Raw genomic sequence first — 23,166 nt, 5'->3', positions numbered from 1 at the left:
AAATTGCCCATTTCAACTAAAATTTATTCTAATTGGGTACAAAGCGCACTGCAAGCATTTAGAGCAAAAAACAAGCAATAAATCATTCCCTAAAAAAACAATTCATAAACCAGCTTACATATAATGCTAAACCCAAGTCCCATCATTAATATATAGCCATATAAAATAGCAATAGCGCCACCCGATGCATCCCCTATTTTGTCTATTTCAATACATGTAGAGCACACTATAAAAAAGATAAAAAAATTAGCAATTAAGCCTAATATATAAGCTTCGCCAAATAGTGGGGAAATGCCTACTAATATAGCACTTAGCATAATAAGGATACCTGAAAGCGCCTCCTTCAAAGAGAACTTGTACTCAATAATTTTGAGCACTAAGGTCACGACCATTAATGCTAAAAAATAAACCGTAGGTTTAAACTGGCTATACAAATAATCCACACTAAACATTTGGCTAATCGTCAATGAGGGCTCTTTAGCTGGGCTTAAATCTTCTGTTATCGCGCTTGAAGCGTCATCGGTAAAAAAATACGCAGCCGCAACAATAATTAACTTTATCATTCCAAAAAAGATAAAACTGGCGACCATAAACCCTATTGAATCGTCTCTGGTCAATCGCTTGTTTGCCTTACTTTCTACAATTTTAGCTAGCAATACACCCAACAAGCACACACTACTTAAATAAAGCAGCGCGACCCAAAACTGATCAAGATAAAAAACCGATAAGCCAGGGGCAATAAATAAAAACATTGAATCTTCATTATCTAACGAGCTTTTGGGCTTAACACTGTATTTTGACTGTTTAAATAGTGCTAAATAAACAAATAATGGCTGTAAAAACAGCATTAAAATGCAGGTGTTTATAAGAGTCATTTATCATCCTTGATTACAGCCAATACACTGCGCCGAGAGTATTGGCAATTACGAAACTAATTAAAGGTTTATTTTTTGCAGGTAGGTTTTAAGCTTTAATAAGCCCGACTCAAGCTCAAACTTTTGTATTTTAGGGTTTTTAAACTTAAACCCGTTTGATATGTGAGTATTAATCATCGTCGCCATGCCTTCAAAACCCGCAGGCGCAGTTGCGACTAAATCGCTCAATAGTGGTTGAATAAGCTCTTGATGCTTTTCAATTTTGGTTGGATCCTCGTAAATATCGTATACAAGGTTGGTTAATGTGTGTTGGTGTTGTTGTTCCATAATAATTCTATAACGCCTTAAATTTAGCGTTTATAGCTCCTTTTTGTATCAGTTTTTATTCAATGATTTTTTAATCAAAATTTCTTTTTTAGCTAACTCTAACAAATCAACAGCTCGTTCTTTATCATAAGCTAAAGGGCTGTGGTCAATAACATATTGTGCATGCTCATTTACTGCAAGCCAATTCTGCTGCGATTTATATAAGTTTGCCAACTTAAAGTGCGCAGCTGCAACTAACGGATTTGGCAATTCTGCATCTAATGCTAAAAATTCTTTGTAAAGGGAAATAGCATAATTAATATCTTGCTCCACAAACATACCACTGCCATATAACCAAGCTAAAGTTGAATAAGCTTTTGGCTCTTTTGCCGCAACCCGCTTTTTGGCCTCCTTTAATAATCGAGTTCCATCTCCATTATGAAAGCTTAGTGTAACCAATGCCTTCCAGTATCCCATTTCATAAGCTTTTTCACACCACTCTTCGAGATACTCAGGCGCGTTAATTAAGCTTTTATGGCACTGCTCTGCGGCAGCTGATACAGTCAAATCTGGAGCATTTATATCTATTGAATTACCCCATCGAGGGCCAGCTGCATTACAAATTAAGCTAAAAGTAAACAGTGTACTAATTAATAAATACTTTATCACGTCACATTGCTCTACTTTAAATTGATCCTAACTGCGCCTAAATAACACTCTTAATAACAGTTTTAATTATATTGCTTGCGTTTCTAAAGCTAAATACAAGTGTAAACTCACAAATTACTTTCTTTCAAAGATGTTTCGGCCTCATCTCGCCATCTCTGTGCAAGCTTCCTACGACCCTCTCTTTTTGCATTATTAATTACATATTTAGTATGAGTTATTACTTCATCCCACATACCCAGCTTTCTATAAATTGTGGCTAACTCAAAATGTGTAGAAGTTTTAAGTGTAATTGCTTGATTATTTTCTTGAGCTAAATAAAGCTTGTATAAGCGTGTAGCTTCACTTAAATCCTTTTTAACTAAACGGCCGCTTTGGTATAACCAAGCTAATGTGTTAATAGCATTAGCTTCACCTTGTTCAATTCGAGTATTTAATTCATTCAAATAACGAGAACCATTCCCAGTATACATACCAATATAATACAAGGACTCTAAGTGGCCCATTTCGTAAGCTTTTTCACACCATTCTTCTAATTTGTTAGGTGCGTGCATATAGCTTTTTTCGCATTGCTTAGCTGCAATTTCAACGGTTAAGTTCGGATCATTAATATCAATATTCGCAAACATGGATGCTTTAGTATCCATAGAGGCAAAAAAACTAATTGCTAACACAAGTGTCACTAGTGCTTTTACCATTGGAATGACCCATCATTATTAATACGCTTTTCTGGTAGGTGGACTTGAAATGATTTAACCGTACTTTCATACGGAAAACCCTCTTTGTAGAAGTATTGTCCTTTCAAAGTCTCTTGTTGGCTAGACATGCCCTTACATGGCCTGTCGCTGTAACAAGATAAGCCACCAATAAAATCAATAAAACGAACATTTTGAATACCGTGCTCTTTAATTAACGAATCAATACCTATTTGATACTTTAAATTCTTAACTGCGTGCCATCGACTCATAAAAGCAACAATTTTATTCTGCTTAGCTCTCTTGAGGATTGTAGCTAAATTATAAGCCCAAAGATCGTTTCTAAACGTATGCGCGTCAAAACACTCTCCAGTCACGGCTTTTGTCGATGGGCATACACTATCCATTACTTCCATCGTTTCTACAGAAACATCCAATGCAACTATCTTCATTCCTGCATTGCGTGCCGCCTTTACCAGCTCACCATAGGCTTGAGGAGTAAAATCACCATGTGTCCAATATTTATCAAAATATTGCTGTATTACGTTAAAGCCTTTACCTGTTCGTTGATAAAATTCTATTTTTTCCTGCATCGAGCTAGGCAGCATTTCTATAGCAAAATGTGTAAAACCCGCAACCTTTAACTGCCTAATAGCTTTTATAGCTTCATATTTATAGCCGGCAGCACTATGGCTCGATTCGCCAAGCATCACTAAACGCGCATTGCCCGCCATTGTTCTGTAGTTTACATCCGTGTTTATTTTATTCATTACCTATCCTTGTTCTTTATTTAAATTTTCAAAACACCATTTATAAAACTCAATAGCGTTATTATTTTCAGAGCTGTAAGGAGCAACTGCATATTCATAGCTCATTGCAAATAAAAGCTAAAAATAGAGCATCGTATTTCAATAACTTTGCACATAGAAAAGAGCCTTGACTAACTTTAAAGTTTAAAAGGCAAAACATAATTCCAACGGAAAACAAAATACCCAACAGACACTCAGGACTTGTATCAAAGTACTGTGTTAACAATGTCATGCCTGAATAAACAGTTCCTATAAGTAAGATAACCGTTACTAATAAGAACCTACTTAAAAGCTTCTATGGGGGAAATAAAAAAAGATTTCGGTACCTTTAGCCATTAAAACCATCCCCACAGACCTAACTTTAAATTTTAGCTAATCAAAACTCTTGAGCTTTTTTGAAACGTACCAAACCATACCTATTTATTTAAGTAATTATTTTAGATAGTTTGGAGCCGTTATTACATTTAAAATGTTAAATATATGTCCATTAAAACTTGAATCATTAAAATCATCACAAATGTGAACGGTATTCTCACCACAGTTTATCCCAACTACTCTGACTCTGAACGGTGACAAACAAGTGGAGAAAAGTCTGTATTTTCAATCTTAATTGAACAATTCATATTAACCACATTTTGGCTTAGTAGAGATAGCTCCAACTCAAATGTTAGGGTCTGAGATTCAACACTCAGATTGTAGATATCTAAAAATGATAACTTTTTAAAATCATGTGTAACTTTTAAAGCTTCATCATACACGTTACAAATATTCTTTCGTTTGATAAGCGCATTACTACCTGCTTCTAAAATCTCTAATCTTAAACATGGGAACTCGCTATCAGGATGAAATTTTATCCAGCGGAATAAGTTATCATTAACCCTTTCCACATTCATCTCTATAACATCAAAGCTAACATAAGTTTTGTCATCATTACTTATTGCTTCAGTACAAAAAAAAGTAAAAATCAAATAAATGCTAATCATCAATTGTTTCATCATACACCTATGAGTTTATGTATTTAATACGCGCCTGTTGCCTGGCAAGCGGTATACCACCCCAGTTAGCACTTTTATTTATTTCAGCTTTAAAGGATATTAAATCATTGTTCGCAACATGTTTTTGTAAAATTTTACGACTAGCAGGGCGGTAATCTCCTCTAAACCTTAAATCTATCAAAACATTTTTTATCTTCGGATCTAAATTTAGCCAATCTGTTTTTCCATATGTTTGACTTGTTATAGGTTTATTACATATCCGCTTTACATCAGCTTCCATTTCTTTATAAACAATTTCAAATAGCTTTAATTGCACCTGTGCTGATACTTCAAAATCAAGTAAGTCTTTTTCTATAACAAACTGCTTAGCTGCATTACCCATTTTACCTGCAGCAAGGGCTATAACATTAGCCACTTTATTATCGATGCCCGATTGAATAAGTTGACCACTAATTTTGGAAGATGTTTTTTCACGCATATCGTAACCCCGACCAATGGTTAACCCAGACCTATTGGTTGGCACATGGAAACAGCGGCTGTGATAAACCCCACCTTCTGTACCCTCAGCATCCCATGTTAAAATACCGTAGTTAGGCTTTGTAATTGAGACTTTGGTATAAATGCTAGACAAAAATTCAACTAACTTTCTAAAAGTCCCTCGGTTCGCAGAAACTATGCCATCTGGATTCCCCATTTTTATAACTTGTTTCTGAAAGTGCTTAATTAGGTCAATAAAGTGGTGATCGACCTTACTATTCACAATAAGGGATAACCCCGTTTTACGTGCATAAGCATTTAAGAGTGAGCGTATCAGTTGTACGTCAGCCGATTTATTTGCTGATTTTAATCCAACACTTGCAGTCATATTTAAGTTGAACATGAAATTCCTTTTCTATAGAAGTGTATTATTTTAATAATTTTTATTAGTAATAACGGTGCTAATTTGTACTTTAGGTTTGATTTAAAGCGCCGCAGTTATAGTTAATTGAAGTACTGGTTAATGTTATTAATCTCTACGCTTGAAAAAGCCATTTGCATATTTATTATTAATTTGAATCATCTAAGTCAATCTCAGTGCCAAATGGAACCATTAAGGCTTTCTCTACCATATGCTCTACTTTTTCGTCATTTAGTTCCGACAACGAATCAAATAACATTTGACTGAACAGCGATGGTTTTTTAGCCTCATCCCTACTAAAATCTGCAAAAGGTGAATTGTCATAATTCTCTGACACTTTAAACCCTTTTAATTTACTTACTTGAAATTCCAGGCTTTTCAAATCACCTAACTTTTTAACGTAATCAGTTACCTCTTCATCATCTTCTGGAAAGTGGTATAAAAAAATACCGTTTTCTGGTAAGCAGTACTTTTTAACACATTCATCGCAGTACCAAGTTAAATCATAGCTATCATCGAGGAAATCGATTGCGTAAGGAATTGGCTTTATCTTGCTTTTATTTACAATACTTTTTGCTAAATGACTACACACCTTTTGTGCTGTAATAAATTTATTTATCTCTTCTTTTGTAGGCATTTTTTCTCCGTTTTAATCTAAGCAAAACATTAAAGCATCTTTTAAATTCGATTGAATTTTTTACTCTTCAATCAATACTACGATAGATTTTTTCTGCTCTGCGGCGTCTCTAAACGTAACAAAGTAGCGATCGCGAACTATCTCATAAGCTTGCGGGTCGAGCTCACCAGCCCTATGCTCAACTTCATCCACTAACTCTTTATTTTCACTATTATCTATATCAACCTCAAAATACTTTTTTAGCAAAGGAAATAGGTCTTGCACCATCTCTCTTGAAAAAAAACCAAAAGAACCACTTATGTTAGCATCGGGGCCAATTAATTGATGAGGAAAATAGTTAAATGTACAAACTGGCAACAACCCTTGGCCACCTACCACTGCATCTAGTAGCTCAATAGCAGGAATAAAACCACGCATGTTTAGCTCTATAGATTGCCATCTAGTAGCTTCATCTTGGGTTATATCTAACAACTCTTGATATCTTTGCTCATCACTTAAATTCAGTGTTGTGGGATAAACATCTTCATCAACAATAAAAAGATTAATTACACTACTCATCATTACCTCTTAAAATTAGTGGTGAAAGATTTAATCATTAATTAAATATAACGGTAAATAAAGTGAATCAGTTTTACACTGCCAGCCATGTATGTCTTTACCTAATTTAGCCATACTAAGCGCATTTAATGACATGACCGCATTTCCATCTTCTTTGAAGTCACCGTATTTACATTCATCAGCGTGCCACGCAATTACTTTGTCAATGCTTGATTGCCATAACAAATCATCGCCAACGGTAAGACCTTTAATGGCCTCAATCAGAGGGACAATGCATTGTTGTACATCTTTATCTTTAGTTGATTTGGCCTCAGTAAGCGCATTTTCAATTTCTTCTTCCGGCGGTACTTTACCTGTGCCTATTTTTATTAGTAAGTGATCATATAAAAAAATAGCTTTTTTAGTCACGCTGCTGGTTGTAAAGTCATCAGCATGAGCTCGTAACTTGCTTATTATTGAGTCATCACCGAACAACAGAGCGACATTTAACTCACCTTGGATTGTCCACTCATTGTTGTGTCCTTTTAATTCAGGATCAAAGCCTGTTAAATACGCGAATGGCGCTGCTTTTTTTAAATAACACTTAGCTTCTTCATAATTTTCTAAAACATAGTGTGCGTACGCCAACTCTTGGTACTCCTCAGAAAGAACCCAACAAGCTCTCTTTTTGATACCAACCTCAACAGATTGATCACTCATATGTCTCAGTCTTATCTCTATTGTAATAGGCGATTCTTCAAATAACTCATCAAATTCAAAATCATAATTATTTAGTTTTAACATATTTTTTCCTATGGAAGAGGCTGAAGCTTTCCACCAATAATTTTACCTTCGACCTCTTTGGCTTCAATTACTAATTTAGTTACTTTAGGATCATCATTTTTTATAGCTTTTAAAATATCTTTACCTAGTTTGTTTTTCTCTTTATATTTTTTTGACTTTTTCATTGATTTCAAACTATTTTTAACCCACGGGTCAGTCATCTGGTCGCCTTTGTTTGCACCAGTTAACAATTTCGCACCAGGGCCTTTAGCTTCAACAACAAAGTACTCTATGACTTTGTCATTTTCGTCTCGTTTAGCCCATACCTGATCGACTCCTGGACCCGGACCAAAACCCATCTCCATGGTTGCAGGTGGTGGTGGGTCTGAAAACTCTTTTTCCATATACATGGAAGCACCAAGTTCACCTTTAGCCTCTGTAATCTTGGCTTTAAAAGCACCTTGCCTTCTAGCTGGGTCTCCTGCCTTTTTTGAATCTTTTAGTCGCGCTTCATAGTGTTTTTTATACTCTTCAACTGCTTTAATATGTTTTTGAAGAGTAGCATCTTCGGATTTAGGCTCTTTTTTGTCTTGATCTAGCTTTTTATGAGAAGGGTCTAGCTTTCCTTTCATTAACTTATGCGTAAACACCTTAACTTTTCGATCTTCAATGTTAGAATCATTAGGAACATTCTCAACACCTCCAGCTTTCAACACATCAAATACATGGGTTAAACAACTTTGATTAACAGGATCATATAATGGTGTGTCCAAGTTATCTGGATTCCAATCAGCTCTATCGAGAGCCATGTCGCCCTCTCTAAGTAGCTGCCTTTGTAAGTCACTTGCAGCTATCGCATTTGGTAACTTAATCGTCGCCTTTTCAATCGATTTACCTGCAAAATCTTCCTCATCGTAGCCGATGATAAGCGTATTCGTTCTCGTGCCATCCTCTTCAGTACCACCATGTTGGTGAGTTTTAGTCGTATCAAACTTTGTTTTGACCTGAATCGCAAAATGCATGTCACTACCATGACCGATTTTTAAAACTGTGGCAGTCCCTTCTTTACAACTCAACCCCATCGGATCCACCCAATTCACCGGGTTTGGCGCATATTGATAATGGTTTATCCCACCTACTAAACCAATTGGATCTTGGTTAATAAAGCGCTGTTGTTTGGGGCTGTAGTAGCGATAACGGTTGTAATGAAAGCCGCTCTCTTCATCTAAATATTGCCCCTGAAAACGAATTGGCTGAGTGAAGCTATTTTCTTTACTAAAGTCAGCGTCTGCTTCAAGCTCTTCATAACCATACACATCGGCTTGGTTTTCCCACACGACTTCTGCTTTGTTATTGGTTACAAAGCGTGGGGTATTCAATTGGTCTAGGTGGTAGTAATAGACCTCGCCTTGTTTAATCAGCGCGACTGGGTGAAATTGATTAGGCAGGTTAATATACCAGGTATATTCACCGTGTTGGTATTCGCCAATTAGCTGGTCGTTATCCCAAATGTAGTCTATTTTACCCTGCTCGGTATGCTTGGCAATACGACGCCCCAGTGGGTCGTAATCGTATTGGGTAAGCGTACCGTTATTGTTAAAGCAACTTAGCTGATTAAACGCGTTGTATTCACGGCGGGTTTTTATGCCTTTACCGGTTTCGCGTATTTGGTTACCAAATTCATCATAATGAAAGTCGCTGTCGCCAAAGTGAGTTAACCGGTCAGCGTCTGTAGAGCCTTTAATAACCCCATCGTCTTTGCTTAGGTCACTGGAAAGTGTTGCTGACTTTGAGTCACTATACTCACTGTGAAGCACGTTATTTGTGTTAGCTGACTGGTTACTTTCAACCTTATTGCTGGCGTCGCTATCATCATTGTGCTGAGGAGTTTGCTGCTCGGCTAATTGGTTATTTTGAATTTTAGATTGGCTAACTGGGTTACCAAAACTATCCCACTGGTATTGGGTAGTTTTTGTGTTCTCAGAACTTACTAGATTTTGCTGAATTAACTGGCCAAGGCTGTTGTACTCAAAATTAATATTATGGCTACTAACGCCTTCCTCTTTACGCGCAATCAACTGGTTTACGCTGTCGTAATTGTACGTACAGGTATCAAATAGCGCTTGCGCAGGATGGGTTAACTGTTGCTGTGTTAAGCGATTAAAAACATCAAACTTTTGAGTAAGGGTTATGTCATTACCAAATTGTTGCGTTTGGATATTACCTTGGCTGTCGTAGCTAAGCTGTGCAAGTTCAACAGCCGTGCTGTTAGCTTGCTGTAAGTGAATAGCACTTAGCTGGCCAAATTTATTGTAGCTATATTTAAGCGTACTTGAATCTGGCAGGGTAAGGGTTTGTCTTCTGCCGTAATCGTCGTAACTATACTTTAAGGTATGCGCTTGTTGCTGATTATGTACTTGCTCAGCACGCAGTAACCGCCCGCCTTTATCAAACTGTTGCTTTAAGGTTGATTGTGCATTGTGCGCACGAGTAATTTTACCTTGCAGGTTATAGTTGTAGTAATTGGCATTATTTACGATGTGAGTATCGGTTGCCAAACTTGCATGCTGCGCAATCACGCGGCCTAATTTATCACGCTCTATTTTTACATGGCGTTTATCGCTCTGTGTAACAGAGGTTAAGCGATTGCAGGCATCGTATTTATATTGCTGTAGCGTACCGTCAAACCCAGTAACTTGCGTTGGGTTTTCGTTAGCGTCATAACTTATGCGGTATACATGGCCGTCGCTGCGCTCAATGGCGGTTAAGTTACGCTCTTTATCGTAAGTTAAATGCAGTGCGCTGCCATCGGGCTGAATAACACAATGTGGCTGGCTTAGCCCTTCAAAGTGTTGTTCTGTGGTATCACCCTTGCTGTTTTTTGAGCTTATCAGTCTGCCCGCATCATCGTAACTAAAATATTGATGCTGTTTGTTCTCAGGGTCTTTTTCGTCAAAGGCAATAGTTTGCGCAAGCTGACCGTGCTCATTGTATTTATATTGAGTCAACAAACCTGCGTTATTAATGGTGGCATTTACACGGCCTAAACTGTCGTAACTGTAACGAATAAGCTCATCGTTATGGTGTTTTGCTAATAGCTCACCTTGTTCGTTCCATACAAATTTAGTGACTTGACCATTTTTATTTATGTGCTGGGTTAGTTGGCCAAATTTATCATAGCTGTAAAGTACTGTGCGACCGTCGCCAAAGGTTTCACTTTGCAGTAAACCCGCCACACTGTATTTACGTGTAATGGTTTGACCATCAGGCAAAGTGGTTAATACACGCTGACCCAATTGGTTGTAAGCAAATTTAGTGACACTGCCATCTGGCTGCGTTATTGATTCTAACTGGCCGTAAGGCGTATAACTGTATTTTATTTTACTGCTATCAGGTTTTATTTCAGTAACTTTTTGGCCTTGTGCGTTATAGCCGTAGTGCCACACATTACCATTAGGATCGGTGTGCTTAACTAACTTACCTTGCGCGTTATGTACAAAGTGTTCTTTATGACCACGCGAATCTATACAGGTTGTTTCACCAGCATCTAAATTATATTCAAACTGATACGTATAGGTGTTGTTATCGCCCCATTGTTTTATACATTTAGCACTTGATGAGTAACTGTCCCATTCAAAATGATGGCTAAAACCACTGGCACGGGTACGCTTAGTTAATAAGTTAGCCGCGTTATAGCCATAATGCTCTGTTTCACCTTGTTGATTGGTTGCACGAACGAGATTTTTGTTTTCATCATAATCATATTGTGCAAGTAGCGGCGTAAGTAATACAGGCTTATTGTTATCACCTGTACGGTATGCCGAAATGTTTGCCAGCAGCCCTTGCGGGTTATATTTTAAAATACAGCCGCGTGCTTTATTTACCTCAACGCGATGCAAGCGCTCTTTCGCATCGTAATAAAAACCAATACTTTGGCCTTTTTCGTTAATAACCTTTTCGAGCAACCATGAGTTTTCGCCGGCTTTAAACGTAAGATGCTGATCATCTGGCGTTACCAATACTTGCTTACCATTTGTTTGGTAATGCAACGCCAAATTACTGCTTAACTGATAGCTCGATTGCCCCGGTTTTACTTTTTCAAAACGGTGTTTAGCGCCATGCTCATCTTGGTATTCTAACCAGTAGGTGCCTTTTTGTTTTGGGCCTACTTTAGGTGGCGGTAAATAGTGCTCAGTTAGCTGCACCATAAAGTCATGTCGCCAACCATTACCCATTACACTGCATACATCCGCATGCGATGAACGGTATAGGCGTCGCCAAATTAATTGTTTGCTGCCTGCTAAGGTGAAATCAATAAGCGGCAGTATTTCTTCACCTGAGAGCATAGAAACTGGATCAGAACGACACTCTTGTTTAGTGATAGGTTCTTCACTTGGGGTATTATTACTTGCACCGCCACTGTTTTTAGCCGGCGCTTGAGAGGCACTTTTACCTGAGGCTGTTGAACTACTCTTGCTACTTGGCTTTTTACCTGCTGCGCCGCTATTGGTGTTATCGCTTACCTGAATAGCCGATTTAACTTTTTGGTGATAACAACTAATAGTACCTGCAACCAAAGCTTGGGTTAATACACTCGCGGTTTCACGTGCAGACGCACCACGCGAACAGCTCACTCCTGCAAGATTAAGCAAGTTAATAACGTCTAAACGTTTAGCGGCGTCGCTTGTAAGCGCACTGCCTATTTGCGCAATTTGATTTTTGGCACTTTCAGGCGTGTTAGCTGCTACAGCAACAAAGCCCGACGGCGCAGAACCTTTACCAGCGACGAGGCAAATTGGGTAACTTATTCCTTGTAAAACAACGGTATTACTTTGCATTAGCTGTCTACTTCCTCACTTATCCATAAGTATGATGCTGCACCTTGATGCTTTGCTTGCTCTTGAGAGAGCATTAATGCATAACTAAAATGCTCAACAATTGCAGGGCTTGTGGTTAATTGGTACAAATTAACTAACCCTTCTAGTGCGCCTATTTTCCCTAATTTATAATTGGGTAGTTCGTAATATGTGTGCTCATCAATTAAGCTAGTAAGTAGCTGTAAATTGTTTAGCCAACTATCATCATCTACCCCATTTCCTGGTGCAAAAATTAGATCAATCTTATTCTCTGATTGTTCAGCTAATCGCGTAAGCATACCTGCTAGCTGATTATGTTTGCTAAAATCAATAGATGCTGCAATTTCATGGCTTACCTGCGACCACCCACAAGACACCATTTCCACTAAAGCCAATGCGCCACCTACACCTTGATAAACAAACTGCTGCTGTTTATTTACTTTAAAGGTTGCATCTAAAGCAATTACATTAAATTTTTGCCATTTTTTTTCACCGGCCAAGGCTATAGCAGAGTGCGCGGCTGTAACGCCATGAAAAATCAACTCGTTGCTATGATCGGGGTATAACTGTTGCAAGCTCTGAGTTAATAACTGTTTGAGCTCATCTTGAAATGATAACGCCGGTAGTAACCAAATCATCGGCAATGTGCTGTCGGTGACTTCTGCCATTAATTCTTTAGATTTAATTATGCAATCGTAAACACAAGCATCCCAAGACTGCCATTGCAGTTCATTAAAAACAGCACTGTTATCTTCAAATAATAATGTGTCTACGCTGCTAATATTTGGGGCAGAAAAGCATGTCATCTCGATTGAAAATGCACTCATGATGCCACCTCGTCCTGAGTTTTATTGGCTGCGAGATTTTGATAATAGCGATATAAATTAAACACTCCTTGGCTATAGCTATCCATGGCAGATAAATAAATGGCATTAGGCACTTCATCAAGAGGGTGCCCTGCAATCAGTCGTAAACTCGACATGGCGGTTTCATATTTAGGCCAGTTATGTTTTAACTGCTGCTGAAAATTTATTAGCGCGCTTTCATCACCTTGCCAAGCGAGTCGCTGGATATCGTACTCAACTAACTGATCGAGTTTATCACCTAACATGCGTCTTATTAGCGCAATAATTAACGCGGGTTGCTCTACTTGTTTTAATAAAGAATTGGCTAAAACAATCAGTTTTACAAAACCACTTTGTAATAAAATATGCAGTGTTTGATCAACCGATAAGGTATTACTAGCATGATTGCTTAAGCTATTTACTTGCTCAAAATTTAATGACAACAAAAATAACGACATTAAAGGTGATAGATGGGCTTGCTCACTTAATGCATCAAAAATAGCCGTTAATATCTGTCTGTCGTGGTGCTGCGTAAGGCTAGTAATTTGATTTATAGTGACCAGTGTTTGCGGGGCAATTTCATCATCAGCACTGTAAGCAAAAAACAAGGTGTTTAAATTTAATAGCCGAATTAAGTTAAAGCTATGCTGTTGAATAACGACTTTATTTATAATGATTTTAAAAAAGGTACTCAGCGCTGGCTCATTAAGTAATTCATTTATAAATATAATATTTTTATTTTGTGGCAAGTTAGCCATGACTTCAATACATGCTTGGGCAACTAATTCATCGTTTTTGGTGTTAGTTATTATTTCGACTAGTTGCTCAGTGGTGGGCAATTCAAAGTTATTTTTTTGATTATTGTTTTTTGCGTTTACCCAGCAGCTTTCTAATAGGGTTTTTCTTAAATAACGAACATGACCTACACACGTAAACGGGCACAGTTGAGCATTACTAATTTGTAGTAATTGTGCTTGATGATCACTTAAATAGGTCGCTAGCAAAGTTAACCACCAATTAACACAGTTGGGTTGCCCACAACGATTTTTCCGCCGTGGCTACTATCATCGCCCATTCTAGCCGCAGGTTTACCATTAATTTGAACACTACCCGAGCCTGTTTTCACACTGTCTGGCGGTCCAACACACACTATCATGTCGCCTTTGCGGGCAGCGGGCATGCCACCTATTAATACATTGCCAGAGCCAGCAACTATAGGTCCGCCCACATGTGGAACTTTAGCGGTCACTTTAGGGCATACATGCATATGACCAATTGTAGCAGCGGGTTTACCCATTTTGACTCCTTGTCGTGTCTTTGTTGGTTTATGAAATGCTATTCATAAAGCGGGATAACTAATAGCTTGTTACTGGTTACCAGTAGCGAAATTTCTTCAATTAACTCATCTTTACTGTGATCAGCAAGTGCCACAGCGCTTTGAGTTGCATATTGATATAAGTTTGAAATTACATTTTCACTATTAAGTGCATCACTTAAATGAATAAAAAACTGCTGAGCATAATAGCCATTCATGGCTTTTAAATGACTTAAAGCTGGGCTTAGTAATGGATCATCTGGCCTATTTATCGGTAAACACACTAAATGCGGTAAACCATAACGGCAGTAAACAACGTGCCCGTTATTTGCAATGCCGTTTCTAAATCCTGATTGAAAGTTATTGACTATTTCCATCATTAATTTAACTTAATTACACCAGCAGATAAGGTAATGGCACTGCCATCTACTTTTACATTACTGCCTTTAATATCAATGTTTGTACCTTCAATAGTAATATTACCACTACTGCTCATTTTAATTTGCGCAGAGCCTGTTTTTATCACTATTTCGTCACCCGCTTCAATATTAAGTGTTTTACCGACTTTTAAGGTGTCATTTTCACCCATTTCAGCAACACGGTTAGCTGTGACTTTGAGATTATCGTTATTAAGGATTTCAACATTACGGTCGTTATCTATTTTTTCGTTTTGATCGTTTTTAACGTAAAGCTGTTTATCTTTTTCGGCTTGCATATACACAAGCTCGCTGCCTTTTTTATCCTCAAAACGTAATTCATTAAAATTATCTGCCCCACCTTCTTTAGTTGAGCGGGTTTTAATACCACTTTGCGTTTTTTCGCCAGGTAATGCGTACGGAGGCATTAGGTCTGCGTTATAAACAGCACCGCTTATTATAGGTTGATCTGGGTCGCCATTAATAAAGTCGACGAGTACTTCTTGACCTACGCGGGGAAAGAAAAAGGCGCCCCACTTTTTGCCAGCCCAGTTTTGTGCAACTCGGATCCAGCATGAACTTTTAGAGTCTTTTTTACCTTCACGATCCCAATCAAATTGCACCTTAACGCGGCCATATTGGTCAATCATAATTTCATCGGCGCTATCACCCGTTACTAGGGCTGTTTGTACGCCGTTGATAACCGGTTTCTTTTTGCTCACTTGCGCTCTGTATGGAATGTCTTTTGGCACACATTCAAAGTGGTTAGAATACACTTCTTCACTCGATGCTTGTGCAGCGCCTGATTGGTTTGGTACCACAATCGACGTCATCATCGAGGTGATAGCAAAGGTTTTACCTTCAAGGCGTGGGTCTTCATGTTTTTTGAAACTAAACAGTTTACCAACAGAGAATGAGCGGCAGTCACTGCGCCCGCTCGAGAGCTTCATGTCTCTTTGCAGTGACTCTAGTTGAACTGATGCCAAATTAGCCGCGCGGGGATGACACTCTGCTTCAGCTGTATATTCAAAAATTTCTGATACCGATTGGGTCGGTAATTCTGCGTTTGCTTGCTCTGCATCAGGGTAACGTGATGGCTGTTTAAAATCGTAGCCCAAACGTTTGAAACTACCTGGCGCTAAGCTTAATCCGCCCTGCCAACGCGAAACATGAGACTCACTTAAATGGCCAGTTGAATGAACAACTTTAGCCTCACCACACATTTCATATGCGGTAATATCATCTGCTAAAACTAATGTATGGTTACTTTTTGTATGCTCAAAGAAGTAAAAAATCCCCTCGCTTTGTAATAAGCGTTGGATAAAGTCAAAATCTGACTCTTGATATTGCACACAGTATTCGTATTTGGGATAGGTTTTACTGGTTTTGTCTGAAAAAGCCACGTTGTGTTGGCCAAACAAATCAGCAAATATATCTTTAATTGTTTTCTTTTGGAAAATGCGACTGTTTTTGCGATTACGCATAGAAGCAGCAAAAGGCACAATGGTAGCTTGATAATCAATGTAATTTTTTTGCTCATCAACATCCGCCGTACGGCTTCCGTTAGAAACAAGCTGACTCACAATACCGTGATAATAACGTTCTCCCCCACCCTCGGCATTTTTTACCTTGATAGAAACAGGCTTGCCAACCAGATCTTCATGTGCAATTTGTTGGCCTATGGTGTACATATTGACCGACATAACAAACAAATCTGACATGGCTTCTTGCGCAACGAAGCGTGTTAAATAAAGGGCGTCTTTACCAACAGGAGTACTAATTTGAATTACGTTTTTATCTTGTGTTGCTTTTTGCATTCCTTGCTTTTCCCATCCTGAAGATCAAAAAAAGCCCTGGGCAAAGCCCAGAGCTACAATCGGGTAACAAATATTACATTTGTTGACCTTTAACACCGCTGTAACCATATACAAGTGGTGCAGTGATGTTGTTTTGGTCGTCAGTAGGTGTAACAGTCATCATCATTTCAGTGTAGCTGATAGTGATTGTTTCAATTGGACGGTCGTTTTGAACTGATACTGAGTAGCTAGAGATCATGGCATCTGTAAGTTCGATTTTCATGATTTCTTCAACTTTATCACCTTGTTTAGTGATATGGAAAACAGCAGGTAGACCTTTACCAATAGTTGCTTCTTTGAAAAGATCCGGAGATGCTTTATCTTGAAGTTTAGTAATAGTCACATCGCCTAAACGAGTAGAGCTAGATTCACGATCCATCGCCGTACCAGTCGCTGCGCTAATTTCACGGCTAACGTTCCAATCTAAAGATAAAACTGTAATTAAATCTTTGAAAGACTCAGCAGTAGTTTCGCCTTTGATTGAACCGTATTTTAAATATGTATTTGCTTGCATTTGATAATGCTCCTTTTTATTAAACAATATTATCCATTATGTGGATTCGTTTACTTTGGTTACCCAAAATTCCTTGAAATCATTATCTTTAAAACAGCAATGAAAAGGTCTTCAGAATTCCTTTCCCTAGATGAAGACAATGTCTCAAAAATTCCTTGTTTCTATATAAGACACACGAATTATAATGCCCTAAAACTAAAGAAACAACCTTAAAAACAAGTTATTTTGAATTAACTTTAGTTAATTCAACATCGAACTCATTATCTTTAATTAACAATGAGATAGATGTCACTTTTTCACCTTCAACCATGCTTGAAAGCAAGATCTCAGACAATAGAGGTAGTACTTTATTCTGTAATATGGTGTGAATATTTCGTGCACCCGATCCGGCATTTTGACAATTTGCAATAATGTGCTCAATCACATCATCGCTATACGTTAATTGCGCATCATAGTGCTTTTTAACACGCTTAATTATTTTACTAATTTGCAACGCAGCAATCTGGGTAAGAATTTCATCACTTAACGGAATATATGGAATAACGTTAATTCGTCCTAAAAATGCAGGCTTAAATGCCCCTAATAAATCATCTTGTAGTGCTTTTAATAAGCCTTTAATACTTGGCTTACTTTCTTCATCTTCAAATAAGCTCATTGTGGTATCAGTACCCACATTTGAGGTCATAATGATGATGGTGTTTTTAAAGTCGATGTCTCGGCCTTCACCGTCTTTTATGGTGCCTTTATCGAATACTTGATAGAAGATATCTTGTACGCCAGGATGCGCTTTTTCCATTTCATCTAGCAGCACCACACTGTATGGTTTTCTTCTTACTGCTTCGGTTAAAATACCGCCTTCGCCATAACCAACATAACCTGGAGGTGAGCCAAGTAGTAATGACACTTTATGCTCTTCTTTAAACTCAGACATGTTGATAACCGTTACGTTATCTTCACTGCCATACACTTCTTGTGCTAGTGAAAGTGCGGTCTCTGTTTTACCCACTCCGCTTGGGCCTGCCAGCATAAATATACCATTAGGGCGACTTTCATCTGCAAGCTGAGCACGGGAGGTTTGTACTACTTTAGCCATAAGTTCAAGCGCATGATCTTGGCCAACTACGCGTTGTTTCATTTGCTCAGCTAAATTTAAAATGCCATGAATTTCATCTTCATGCATTTTACCAACAGGAATACCAGTCCAATCAGAAATAACCTGTGCAATCAACTCTTCATCAACTTGCCAATGCACCATATTATGTTCGTACGAGGCTAGCTTAAGCTTGCTTTCTTTTAACTGCTCAAGTACTTCAACAGAAGAGTCTGCATCGGTGGTGTTAATCGATTCAAGCGCTTGATTTAATTCTGCAACGATGCCTTTTTCAACGTTGAACTGCTCATTTAATGGTTCAAGTTGCTGTTCAATCTCAACTAGTTCAGATTTAAGTGCTGATAAATGTTCGCTGTGATCTAAACCGGTTTTTTGCTCACGATTTAACATTAAAACTTGCGCTTCAATTTCACTAAGTCTATTCATTAACTGCTCAATCGCATTAGGTGTCGATGCTTGGCTCATAGCAACACGAGCACAGGCCGTATCTAACAATGCAACTGCTTTATCGGGAAGTTGTCGCGCAGTAATGTATCTGTGCGATAGATGCACCGCACTTTCAAGTGCTTGCTCTGAAATAAACACTTTATGATGCTTTTCCATAACAGGAACTAAACCACGTAGCATAGCAACCGCTTTTTCTGGCGTTGGCTCTTCAACTTTAACTACTTGGAAGCGACGTGTTAGTGCAGCATCTTTTTCAAAAAACTTTTTATATTCAGCCCACGTTGTTGCTGCAATAGTACGTAATTCCCCTCTTGCTAAAGCAGGTTTTAGTAAGTTAGCCGCATCGTTTTGACCCGCTTGTCCGCCACTACCAATCATAGTGTGAGCTTCATCTATAAAAAGAATCACAGGGTCAACAGCGTTTTTAACTTCGTTAATTAACGACTTTAAGCGATTTTCAAACTCACCTTTCATGCCCGCACCTGCTTGAAGCAAAGCCAAATCTAGGCTGTGCAACTTAACGTTTTGTAATACTGCAGGTACGTCTTTTTGGGCAATTCTTAGGGCAAGTCCTTCAACCACAGCGGTTTTACCTACACCCGCTTCACCCGTTAAGATTGGGTTGTTTTGACGACGTCTAGTTAAAATATCAACCATTTGACGTATTTCAAAATCACGACCTAGAATAGGGTCTATTTTCCCCGCTTTTGCTTGAGCGGTTAAATCAACTGTAAATTGATCTAAGCTTGGTGTTTTAGATGAACCATTTGCAGGTGTTGTAGCACTTGCAGTGCTGGTATTACGTTCTTGCGATTGGGCAACAATTTCAGGCCATGCATGTAACAGTTGTCCAGGTTCTATATTATTGAAAAGCTTACTACAACGCGTTACTAAACTAGACAAGGTATCATCTTTTGTGAGCGTGTAAATAACGTAAGCACTACGAATTTGCTCATCAGTAAATTCTATACTGGTACTTAACCATGACTGCCTTAATAATGTAGTCACATGCACTGATAGGCTAGGCGATGAATCACTGCCCGTTTTAAATGACTCTAGTGATTGGTTTAAATCTTGCTTTACCTGATCAATATCAATATCGAAAGAACCGAATATGAGCCTAACATCGTCTAGTTGCTGCTCAATCATAGCTAACAACCAATGCTCTAACTCAACCGTAAAGTGGCTTCGGCTGTTACATATTGCAACAGCTGCCTCTAAGCTTTTTCTACAATCTGGGCTTAGTTTTTCAACTAATTTATTTAATGTCATCGTTGACATACGCTGTTCCTTTTAATTTTTAATTATCCTTTAAACGATAACTTAATAGGGTTAAATTTAGGTGGGTTTTTACTCGCCATTAAAAAGCTATTAGCGCCAAGTTTGCATTCCCGTTTAGACAACTGCACCGCATCAAGTTGTTGAAAATCTGATTCGATGATAAGTCGAAATGAAATCGCATTGCCCGCATAATCTTTTACAATCTTTGTAGCTAACTCAAATAACTTGCCTTTCGGTAACAAGGATTTTGCTTTATCAATATCAGTAGTGCTGATATGAATCTCAATATTAGAAGAAATATCCCATATCTTTTTACCTATTACGGTATCAACGCCTAAGCGAGCATGTTGTCCCTCATATAGGCGCTCACTTGCTAAACAAGTTTGTTCTTGTGGTTTCAGATCATGCCACTTTCCTACCATTTGTTTGATGACAACATCACAACCAAGGTAAGAGCTCAATACACTTTTTAAATCAAAAGCGTTACGAATTTTTCGGCTATAAAGGCCTGAAAAGTGCAACTGATGATCATTGTAGCCGCCACTTAAAAGTCCCAATATTTGTGTATATGGGTCTTTGTTTTTATCTTTGTTCACATGATTTAAAGACGGCTTATATTTTTTCCACGCTCGATAATATAAAGACACCAAACGATGATTAAACATATCGTAAAAGTCACGCATGGTGGTATCTTTATAGCGAAGACGCTGCATCACCAGCTCGCTGTAAAATTGGGGTAAAGCACCTGAGCAACCCGTTAATCCCATAAAAGAGATCTGCATGTTGACTTTATGCAACCCATCTTCAAAGCTAGCTTGCTCTAATTTTGTGATAGCGTTACCTGGGTAACCAAATTTTTGTGTTGCGGTAAATTTAATTAACTCTTGCTTTGGGCTACTGTCATACCCTACATAGCGATACTCTAAGCCATGCTTTTTCAGCTGGTTTTCAATAATGAAAACAGCTTTATAAAAATCAACTTGTGACGCTTGAGAAATAATATGCTGGATCATATTAACGGGCTTTCCCCAACTCGAGCAGGCCATTGATAATACACTTGCTCTTGTTCTTTGAGCCTTAAACTAACACGCGTGAAACTATTGATTGCCGCAAATTGTGCAAAGAAATGATCAAGAATAGAGGCAAAGAAAAACATGCCACTTCCCGAGAAATCATCATTGGCGAAGGTAATTTCAATTTCACTTCCCGTTGCAAAGCTTACTCGCCCTTTTTGCACAACACGCGCCGTTGCGGGTTCTACAATCACGCGGTAAATATTATCGATAAGGCCTTTTGTTTGCGGTGAAGCTCTAAAGTCATACAGCCGTAACACTTCTTTAAGCTTGTTACATGCATCTTCTCCACTAAACGCATCAAGGGTTAAATGATTAACTAATTGCCAACGAGTTGCATCGGCTAATATCGGTCTAACTGCATGAGTAAATGGGATTAAACAACGTATTTTTTTAATTACATCGCCACGTTCAGGCATTAAAAGCCCGAGTTCATCATCTCCAAAAGGCATGCTTGCAGGAAGATTTCGATTACTACAGTTAGCGCGTACTGTTAATACCGTGTTCCCTTCAGCATAATCCATAGCGCTATTTTCAAATCGTGCATCTACCAATGATAGAAACGATTCCGTACCTGACTCAACATAGCCACCGGCCCATGAGGCGGTTTCTCTGCGGATGTGCCAAAATAAATCATCATGGCCTTGGTATCGTGGATGAGTCTGCCCATAAAAAGGACACACTATTTGTTTGTTCCCTTTGTGATCAAACGCAATAACTTCTGAGATACCAATCACCTCTGAGATTTCAGAGTCCATATAGCGTGGTGTTAATTGGTATTCGTATTCACTCAGTTCAGGGCGAATCGGTTCTAGTTCTTGCTCAAACATATTGATAATGGGTGTACATCCCATTAAAAACATATTTTTGTCTACTTGCTTTTCAAGCTCGGTTGACTCTGAATCAAGATAAATATACACACTGCATTTGTTAGACTTTTTAGGCAGTGATGAACGAATATTTTCAAGTTCAACAAAGCGAAACTTTTCCGGAAAGGTAAAGTTTTCCACCAGTAACCGATAACCAGCACTTGAGCGCTGCGAATAGGGCACCACCGCTTCATTTGCATCAAAGCCTACGGCTTTTAACTGGTTTTTAGAAAGGTACTTTATACCCTCTTCACCATTATCAAAAGCAATACCAATAGCGTGTTTAAATAATAGTTCATACACTTTAAGCGTATGATGCCATTGGCCATTTATAAATAATCGTAATTTTTCCAGCCCGGTTTCAGCAAGTGATACACCCGGATATTCACCGGTTAGCTCAAGTTTAAAAATTGACTTAGCTTTTTCATGCCAACGAGGCTTAGGGGCAACAAACGGACTATTATCAAATTGGGCACTTGTGATCTCAACAGGCCATAAATAAGTTTCGTAACAGGTTTGAAACTTACATTGCTTCATCGACTCAACATTGGTTTCTACTTCACTGCCTCTTGGAATGACCACGCCCGTGGTGGACAGATTTTCAGCTTCTAATTTTACTACCGACATTGAAGGGATAGGCGCTTGATAGTCTGGCAGCATTTGCCCCAATAGCGCATCAGTTAGCTCAGGAAAGCTGTCATCGAGTTTTTGCCTAATATTAGCAGTTAAAAATGCGAACGATTCGATTAGCCTAGATACATGAGGGTCTTCAATATGGTCATCGCTTAACTTTAATCGCCCAGCAACTTTAGGGTACTTTTCAGAAAAGTCTTTACCCATGTGGCGAACAAACGCTAGTTCGCGGTTGTAGTACTTTAATAACTCATCGTTCATAAAGAGGCCTCAATAATCTTCATACCTAAATTAACCGGCTCAACTTCAGAATCAAAGCTGATAAATTCAGGTTCTGGATCGGCATACAACAAGGCGTTAATCCTTAGATTTAATACTCTGTTCACGGGTACTTCATCATCGGTAAACACTTCTACTTCAATAAACCGCGGTTCAAATTTTAAAATTGTATTTCTTACGGTTTCGCATAAAAGTGCACGCCCTTCGTGTGAGCTTACAGACATACTCGAAAAGTCAGGCAAACCATATGATAAACACGAAGTCGACAACTCAGCATATTGTGATGGCCAGGTATGCCACTGAATTCGAGCATTTAGCAGCGCTTCTATGTCTCTACGCACATTTTTTCTCAGCTCACTAATGCTGATCCCCTCAGTACGAGAAGGTGCATCTTGAAAGTCAGGCTCATCGTCAATGAGCCTATCTAAAATAGATGCTTGGAGTTGCTGCTTATGTTCAATCATAATCGT

21 protein-coding genes are annotated in these 23,166 nt (G+C 38.5%); all 21 read right to left on the bottom strand.

Translation table 11 applies throughout. The features are described from left to right. Positions 1-89: 89 nt before the first annotated feature. Complete coding sequence (locus AAGD16_RS16225) at positions 90-875, bottom strand: hypothetical protein (protein WP_377115127.1); 786 nt, start codon at positions 873-875, stop codon at positions 90-92. A gap of 60 nt (positions 876-935) precedes the next feature. Further along, on the bottom strand, positions 936-1,202 hold the full coding sequence (locus AAGD16_RS16220; RefSeq protein WP_377115124.1) for a hypothetical protein: 267 nt from the start codon (positions 1,200-1,202) through the stop codon (positions 936-938). 48 nt (positions 1,203-1,250) lie between these two features. Continuing rightward, complete coding sequence (locus tag AAGD16_RS16215; RefSeq protein WP_377115121.1) at positions 1,251-1,850, bottom strand: hypothetical protein; 600 nt, start codon at positions 1,848-1,850, stop codon at positions 1,251-1,253. Positions 1,851-1,957: 107 nt separating this feature from the next. Beyond that, the gene (locus AAGD16_RS16210; protein WP_377115118.1) at positions 1,958-2,545 is read right to left on the bottom strand and encodes a hypothetical protein; all 588 of its coding nucleotides are present in this window, start codon (positions 2,543-2,545) and stop codon (positions 1,958-1,960) included. Further along, positions 2,539-3,312 carry a ChaN family lipoprotein gene (locus tag AAGD16_RS16205; RefSeq protein ID WP_377115115.1) on the bottom strand — a complete coding sequence of 258 codons (774 nt, stop codon included), beginning with the start codon at positions 3,310-3,312 and terminating at the stop codon, positions 2,539-2,541. The genes AAGD16_RS16210 and AAGD16_RS16205 overlap by 7 nt, the downstream gene beginning before the upstream one ends. A gap of 590 nt (positions 3,313-3,902) precedes the next feature. Then, the gene (locus tag AAGD16_RS16200; RefSeq protein ID WP_377115112.1) at positions 3,903-4,346 is read right to left on the bottom strand and encodes a hypothetical protein; all 444 of its coding nucleotides are present in this window, start codon (positions 4,344-4,346) and stop codon (positions 3,903-3,905) included. Between the two features lie 7 nt (positions 4,347-4,353). Next, the gene (locus AAGD16_RS16195; RefSeq protein ID WP_377115109.1) at positions 4,354-5,226 is read right to left on the bottom strand and encodes a hypothetical protein; all 873 of its coding nucleotides are present in this window, start codon (positions 5,224-5,226) and stop codon (positions 4,354-4,356) included. Between the two features lie 166 nt (positions 5,227-5,392). Then, positions 5,393-5,881 carry a hypothetical protein gene (locus tag AAGD16_RS16190; RefSeq protein WP_377115106.1) on the bottom strand — a complete coding sequence of 163 codons (489 nt, stop codon included), beginning with the start codon at positions 5,879-5,881 and terminating at the stop codon, positions 5,393-5,395. A 60-nt stretch (positions 5,882-5,941) separates the two neighbouring features. Beyond that, on the bottom strand, positions 5,942-6,442 hold the full coding sequence (locus tag AAGD16_RS16185; RefSeq protein ID WP_377115103.1) for a hypothetical protein: 501 nt from the start codon (positions 6,440-6,442) through the stop codon (positions 5,942-5,944). Between the two features lie 27 nt (positions 6,443-6,469). Next, complete coding sequence (locus AAGD16_RS16180; RefSeq protein WP_377115100.1) at positions 6,470-7,222, bottom strand: hypothetical protein; 753 nt, start codon at positions 7,220-7,222, stop codon at positions 6,470-6,472. 8 nt (positions 7,223-7,230) lie between these two features. Further along, the gene (locus tag AAGD16_RS16175; protein ID WP_377115097.1) at positions 7,231-12,039 is read right to left on the bottom strand and encodes an RHS repeat-associated core domain-containing protein; all 4,809 of its coding nucleotides are present in this window, start codon (positions 12,037-12,039) and stop codon (positions 7,231-7,233) included. Continuing rightward, a complete protein-coding gene (locus AAGD16_RS16170; RefSeq protein WP_377115094.1) occupies positions 12,039-12,884 on the bottom strand; it encodes a hypothetical protein in 846 nt (281 codons plus the stop codon). Before AAGD16_RS16170 ends, AAGD16_RS16175 begins: the two co-directional genes overlap by 1 nt. After that, positions 12,881-13,906, bottom strand: coding sequence for a hypothetical protein (locus tag AAGD16_RS16165; RefSeq protein WP_377115091.1), 1,026 nt, complete (start codon positions 13,904-13,906; stop codon positions 12,881-12,883). The genes AAGD16_RS16170 and AAGD16_RS16165 overlap by 4 nt, the downstream gene beginning before the upstream one ends. Before the next feature lie 2 nt (positions 13,907-13,908). Then, a complete protein-coding gene (locus AAGD16_RS16160) occupies positions 13,909-14,199 on the bottom strand; it encodes a PAAR domain-containing protein (RefSeq protein WP_058155797.1) in 291 nt (96 codons plus the stop codon). Positions 14,200-14,237: 38 nt separating this feature from the next. Next, positions 14,238-14,597, bottom strand: coding sequence for a hypothetical protein (locus tag AAGD16_RS16155; RefSeq protein WP_036955207.1), 360 nt, complete (start codon positions 14,595-14,597; stop codon positions 14,238-14,240). After that, entirely contained in the window at positions 14,597-16,450 is a 1,854-nt protein-coding gene (tssI, locus tag AAGD16_RS16150; protein ID WP_058155795.1) for a type VI secretion system tip protein TssI/VgrG, read from the bottom strand. Before tssI ends, AAGD16_RS16155 begins: the two co-directional genes overlap by 1 nt. 73 nt (positions 16,451-16,523) lie before the next feature. Beyond that, positions 16,524-17,003, bottom strand: a complete 480-nt coding sequence (locus AAGD16_RS16145) for a type VI secretion system tube protein Hcp (RefSeq protein ID WP_013462973.1) — start codon at positions 17,001-17,003, stop codon at positions 16,524-16,526. 220 nt (positions 17,004-17,223) lie between these two features. Then, positions 17,224-19,842, bottom strand: a complete 2,619-nt coding sequence (gene tssH, locus AAGD16_RS16140; RefSeq protein ID WP_377115086.1) for a type VI secretion system ATPase TssH — start codon at positions 19,840-19,842, stop codon at positions 17,224-17,226. A 23-nt stretch (positions 19,843-19,865) separates the two neighbouring features. Next, complete coding sequence (gene tssG / locus AAGD16_RS16135; RefSeq protein WP_377115083.1) at positions 19,866-20,855, bottom strand: type VI secretion system baseplate subunit TssG; 990 nt, start codon at positions 20,853-20,855, stop codon at positions 19,866-19,868. Continuing rightward, positions 20,852-22,678 carry a type VI secretion system baseplate subunit TssF gene (gene tssF / locus AAGD16_RS16130; protein WP_024602743.1) on the bottom strand — a complete coding sequence of 609 codons (1,827 nt, stop codon included), beginning with the start codon at positions 22,676-22,678 and terminating at the stop codon, positions 20,852-20,854. The genes tssG and tssF overlap by 4 nt, the downstream gene beginning before the upstream one ends. Beyond that, a complete protein-coding gene (gene tssE / locus AAGD16_RS16125) occupies positions 22,675-23,160 on the bottom strand; it encodes a type VI secretion system baseplate subunit TssE (protein ID WP_013462969.1) in 486 nt (161 codons plus the stop codon). The genes tssF and tssE overlap by 4 nt, the downstream gene beginning before the upstream one ends. Between the last annotated feature and the right edge of the window lie 6 nt (positions 23,161-23,166).

The sequence above is a fragment of the Pseudoalteromonas sp. M58 genome (assembly GCF_042604605.1).
Classification (GTDB): Bacteria; Pseudomonadota; Gammaproteobacteria; order Enterobacterales; family Alteromonadaceae; genus Pseudoalteromonas; species Pseudoalteromonas tetraodonis.
The sequence above is the reverse complement of the archived record's forward strand: the minus strand, read 5'-3'. Positions and strand labels throughout refer to the sequence as shown.

Excerpts from the sequence above, each read along its gene's own strand:
- AAGD16_RS16190 (WP_377115106.1), bottom strand. The coding sequence starts at position 5,881 with ATGCCTACAAAAGAAGAGATAAATAAATTTATTACAGCACAAAAGGTG.
- AAGD16_RS16200 (WP_377115112.1), bottom strand. The coding sequence starts at position 4,346 with ATGAAACAATTGATGATTAGCATTTATTTGATTTTTACTTTTTTTTGT.
- AAGD16_RS16155 (WP_036955207.1), bottom strand. The coding sequence starts at position 14,597 with ATGATGGAAATAGTCAATAACTTTCAATCAGGATTTAGAAACGGCATT.
- AAGD16_RS16210 (WP_377115118.1), bottom strand. The coding sequence starts at position 2,545 with ATGGTAAAAGCACTAGTGACACTTGTGTTAGCAATTAGTTTTTTTGCC.
- tssI (WP_058155795.1), bottom strand. The coding sequence starts at position 16,450 with ATGCAAAAAGCAACACAAGATAAAAACGTAATTCAAATTAGTACTCCT.
- AAGD16_RS16185 (WP_377115103.1), bottom strand. The coding sequence starts at position 6,442 with ATGATGAGTAGTGTAATTAATCTTTTTATTGTTGATGAAGATGTTTAT.
- AAGD16_RS16175 (WP_377115097.1), bottom strand. The coding sequence starts at position 12,039 with ATGCAAAGTAATACCGTTGTTTTACAAGGAATAAGTTACCCAATTTGC.
- tssH (WP_377115086.1), bottom strand. The coding sequence starts at position 19,842 with ATGTCAACGATGACATTAAATAAATTAGTTGAAAAACTAAGCCCAGAT.
- AAGD16_RS16195 (WP_377115109.1), bottom strand. The coding sequence starts at position 5,226 with ATGTTCAACTTAAATATGACTGCAAGTGTTGGATTAAAATCAGCAAAT.
- tssF (WP_024602743.1), bottom strand. The coding sequence starts at position 22,678 with ATGAACGATGAGTTATTAAAGTACTACAACCGCGAACTAGCGTTTGTT.
- AAGD16_RS16145 (WP_013462973.1), bottom strand. The coding sequence starts at position 17,003 with ATGCAAGCAAATACATATTTAAAATACGGTTCAATCAAAGGCGAAACT.
- tssE (WP_013462969.1), bottom strand. The coding sequence starts at position 23,160 with ATGATTGAACATAAGCAGCAACTCCAAGCATCTATTTTAGATAGGCTC.
- AAGD16_RS16220 (WP_377115124.1), bottom strand. The coding sequence starts at position 1,202 with ATGGAACAACAACACCAACACACATTAACCAACCTTGTATACGATATT.
- AAGD16_RS16180 (WP_377115100.1), bottom strand. The coding sequence starts at position 7,222 with ATGTTAAAACTAAATAATTATGATTTTGAATTTGATGAGTTATTTGAA.
- AAGD16_RS16225 (WP_377115127.1), bottom strand. The coding sequence starts at position 875 with ATGACTCTTATAAACACCTGCATTTTAATGCTGTTTTTACAGCCATTA.
- tssG (WP_377115083.1), bottom strand. The coding sequence starts at position 20,855 with ATGATCCAGCATATTATTTCTCAAGCGTCACAAGTTGATTTTTATAAA.
- AAGD16_RS16170 (WP_377115094.1), bottom strand. The coding sequence starts at position 12,884 with ATGAGTGCATTTTCAATCGAGATGACATGCTTTTCTGCCCCAAATATT.
- AAGD16_RS16160 (WP_058155797.1), bottom strand. The coding sequence starts at position 14,199 with ATGGGTAAACCCGCTGCTACAATTGGTCATATGCATGTATGCCCTAAA.
- AAGD16_RS16205 (WP_377115115.1), bottom strand. The coding sequence starts at position 3,312 with ATGAATAAAATAAACACGGATGTAAACTACAGAACAATGGCGGGCAAT.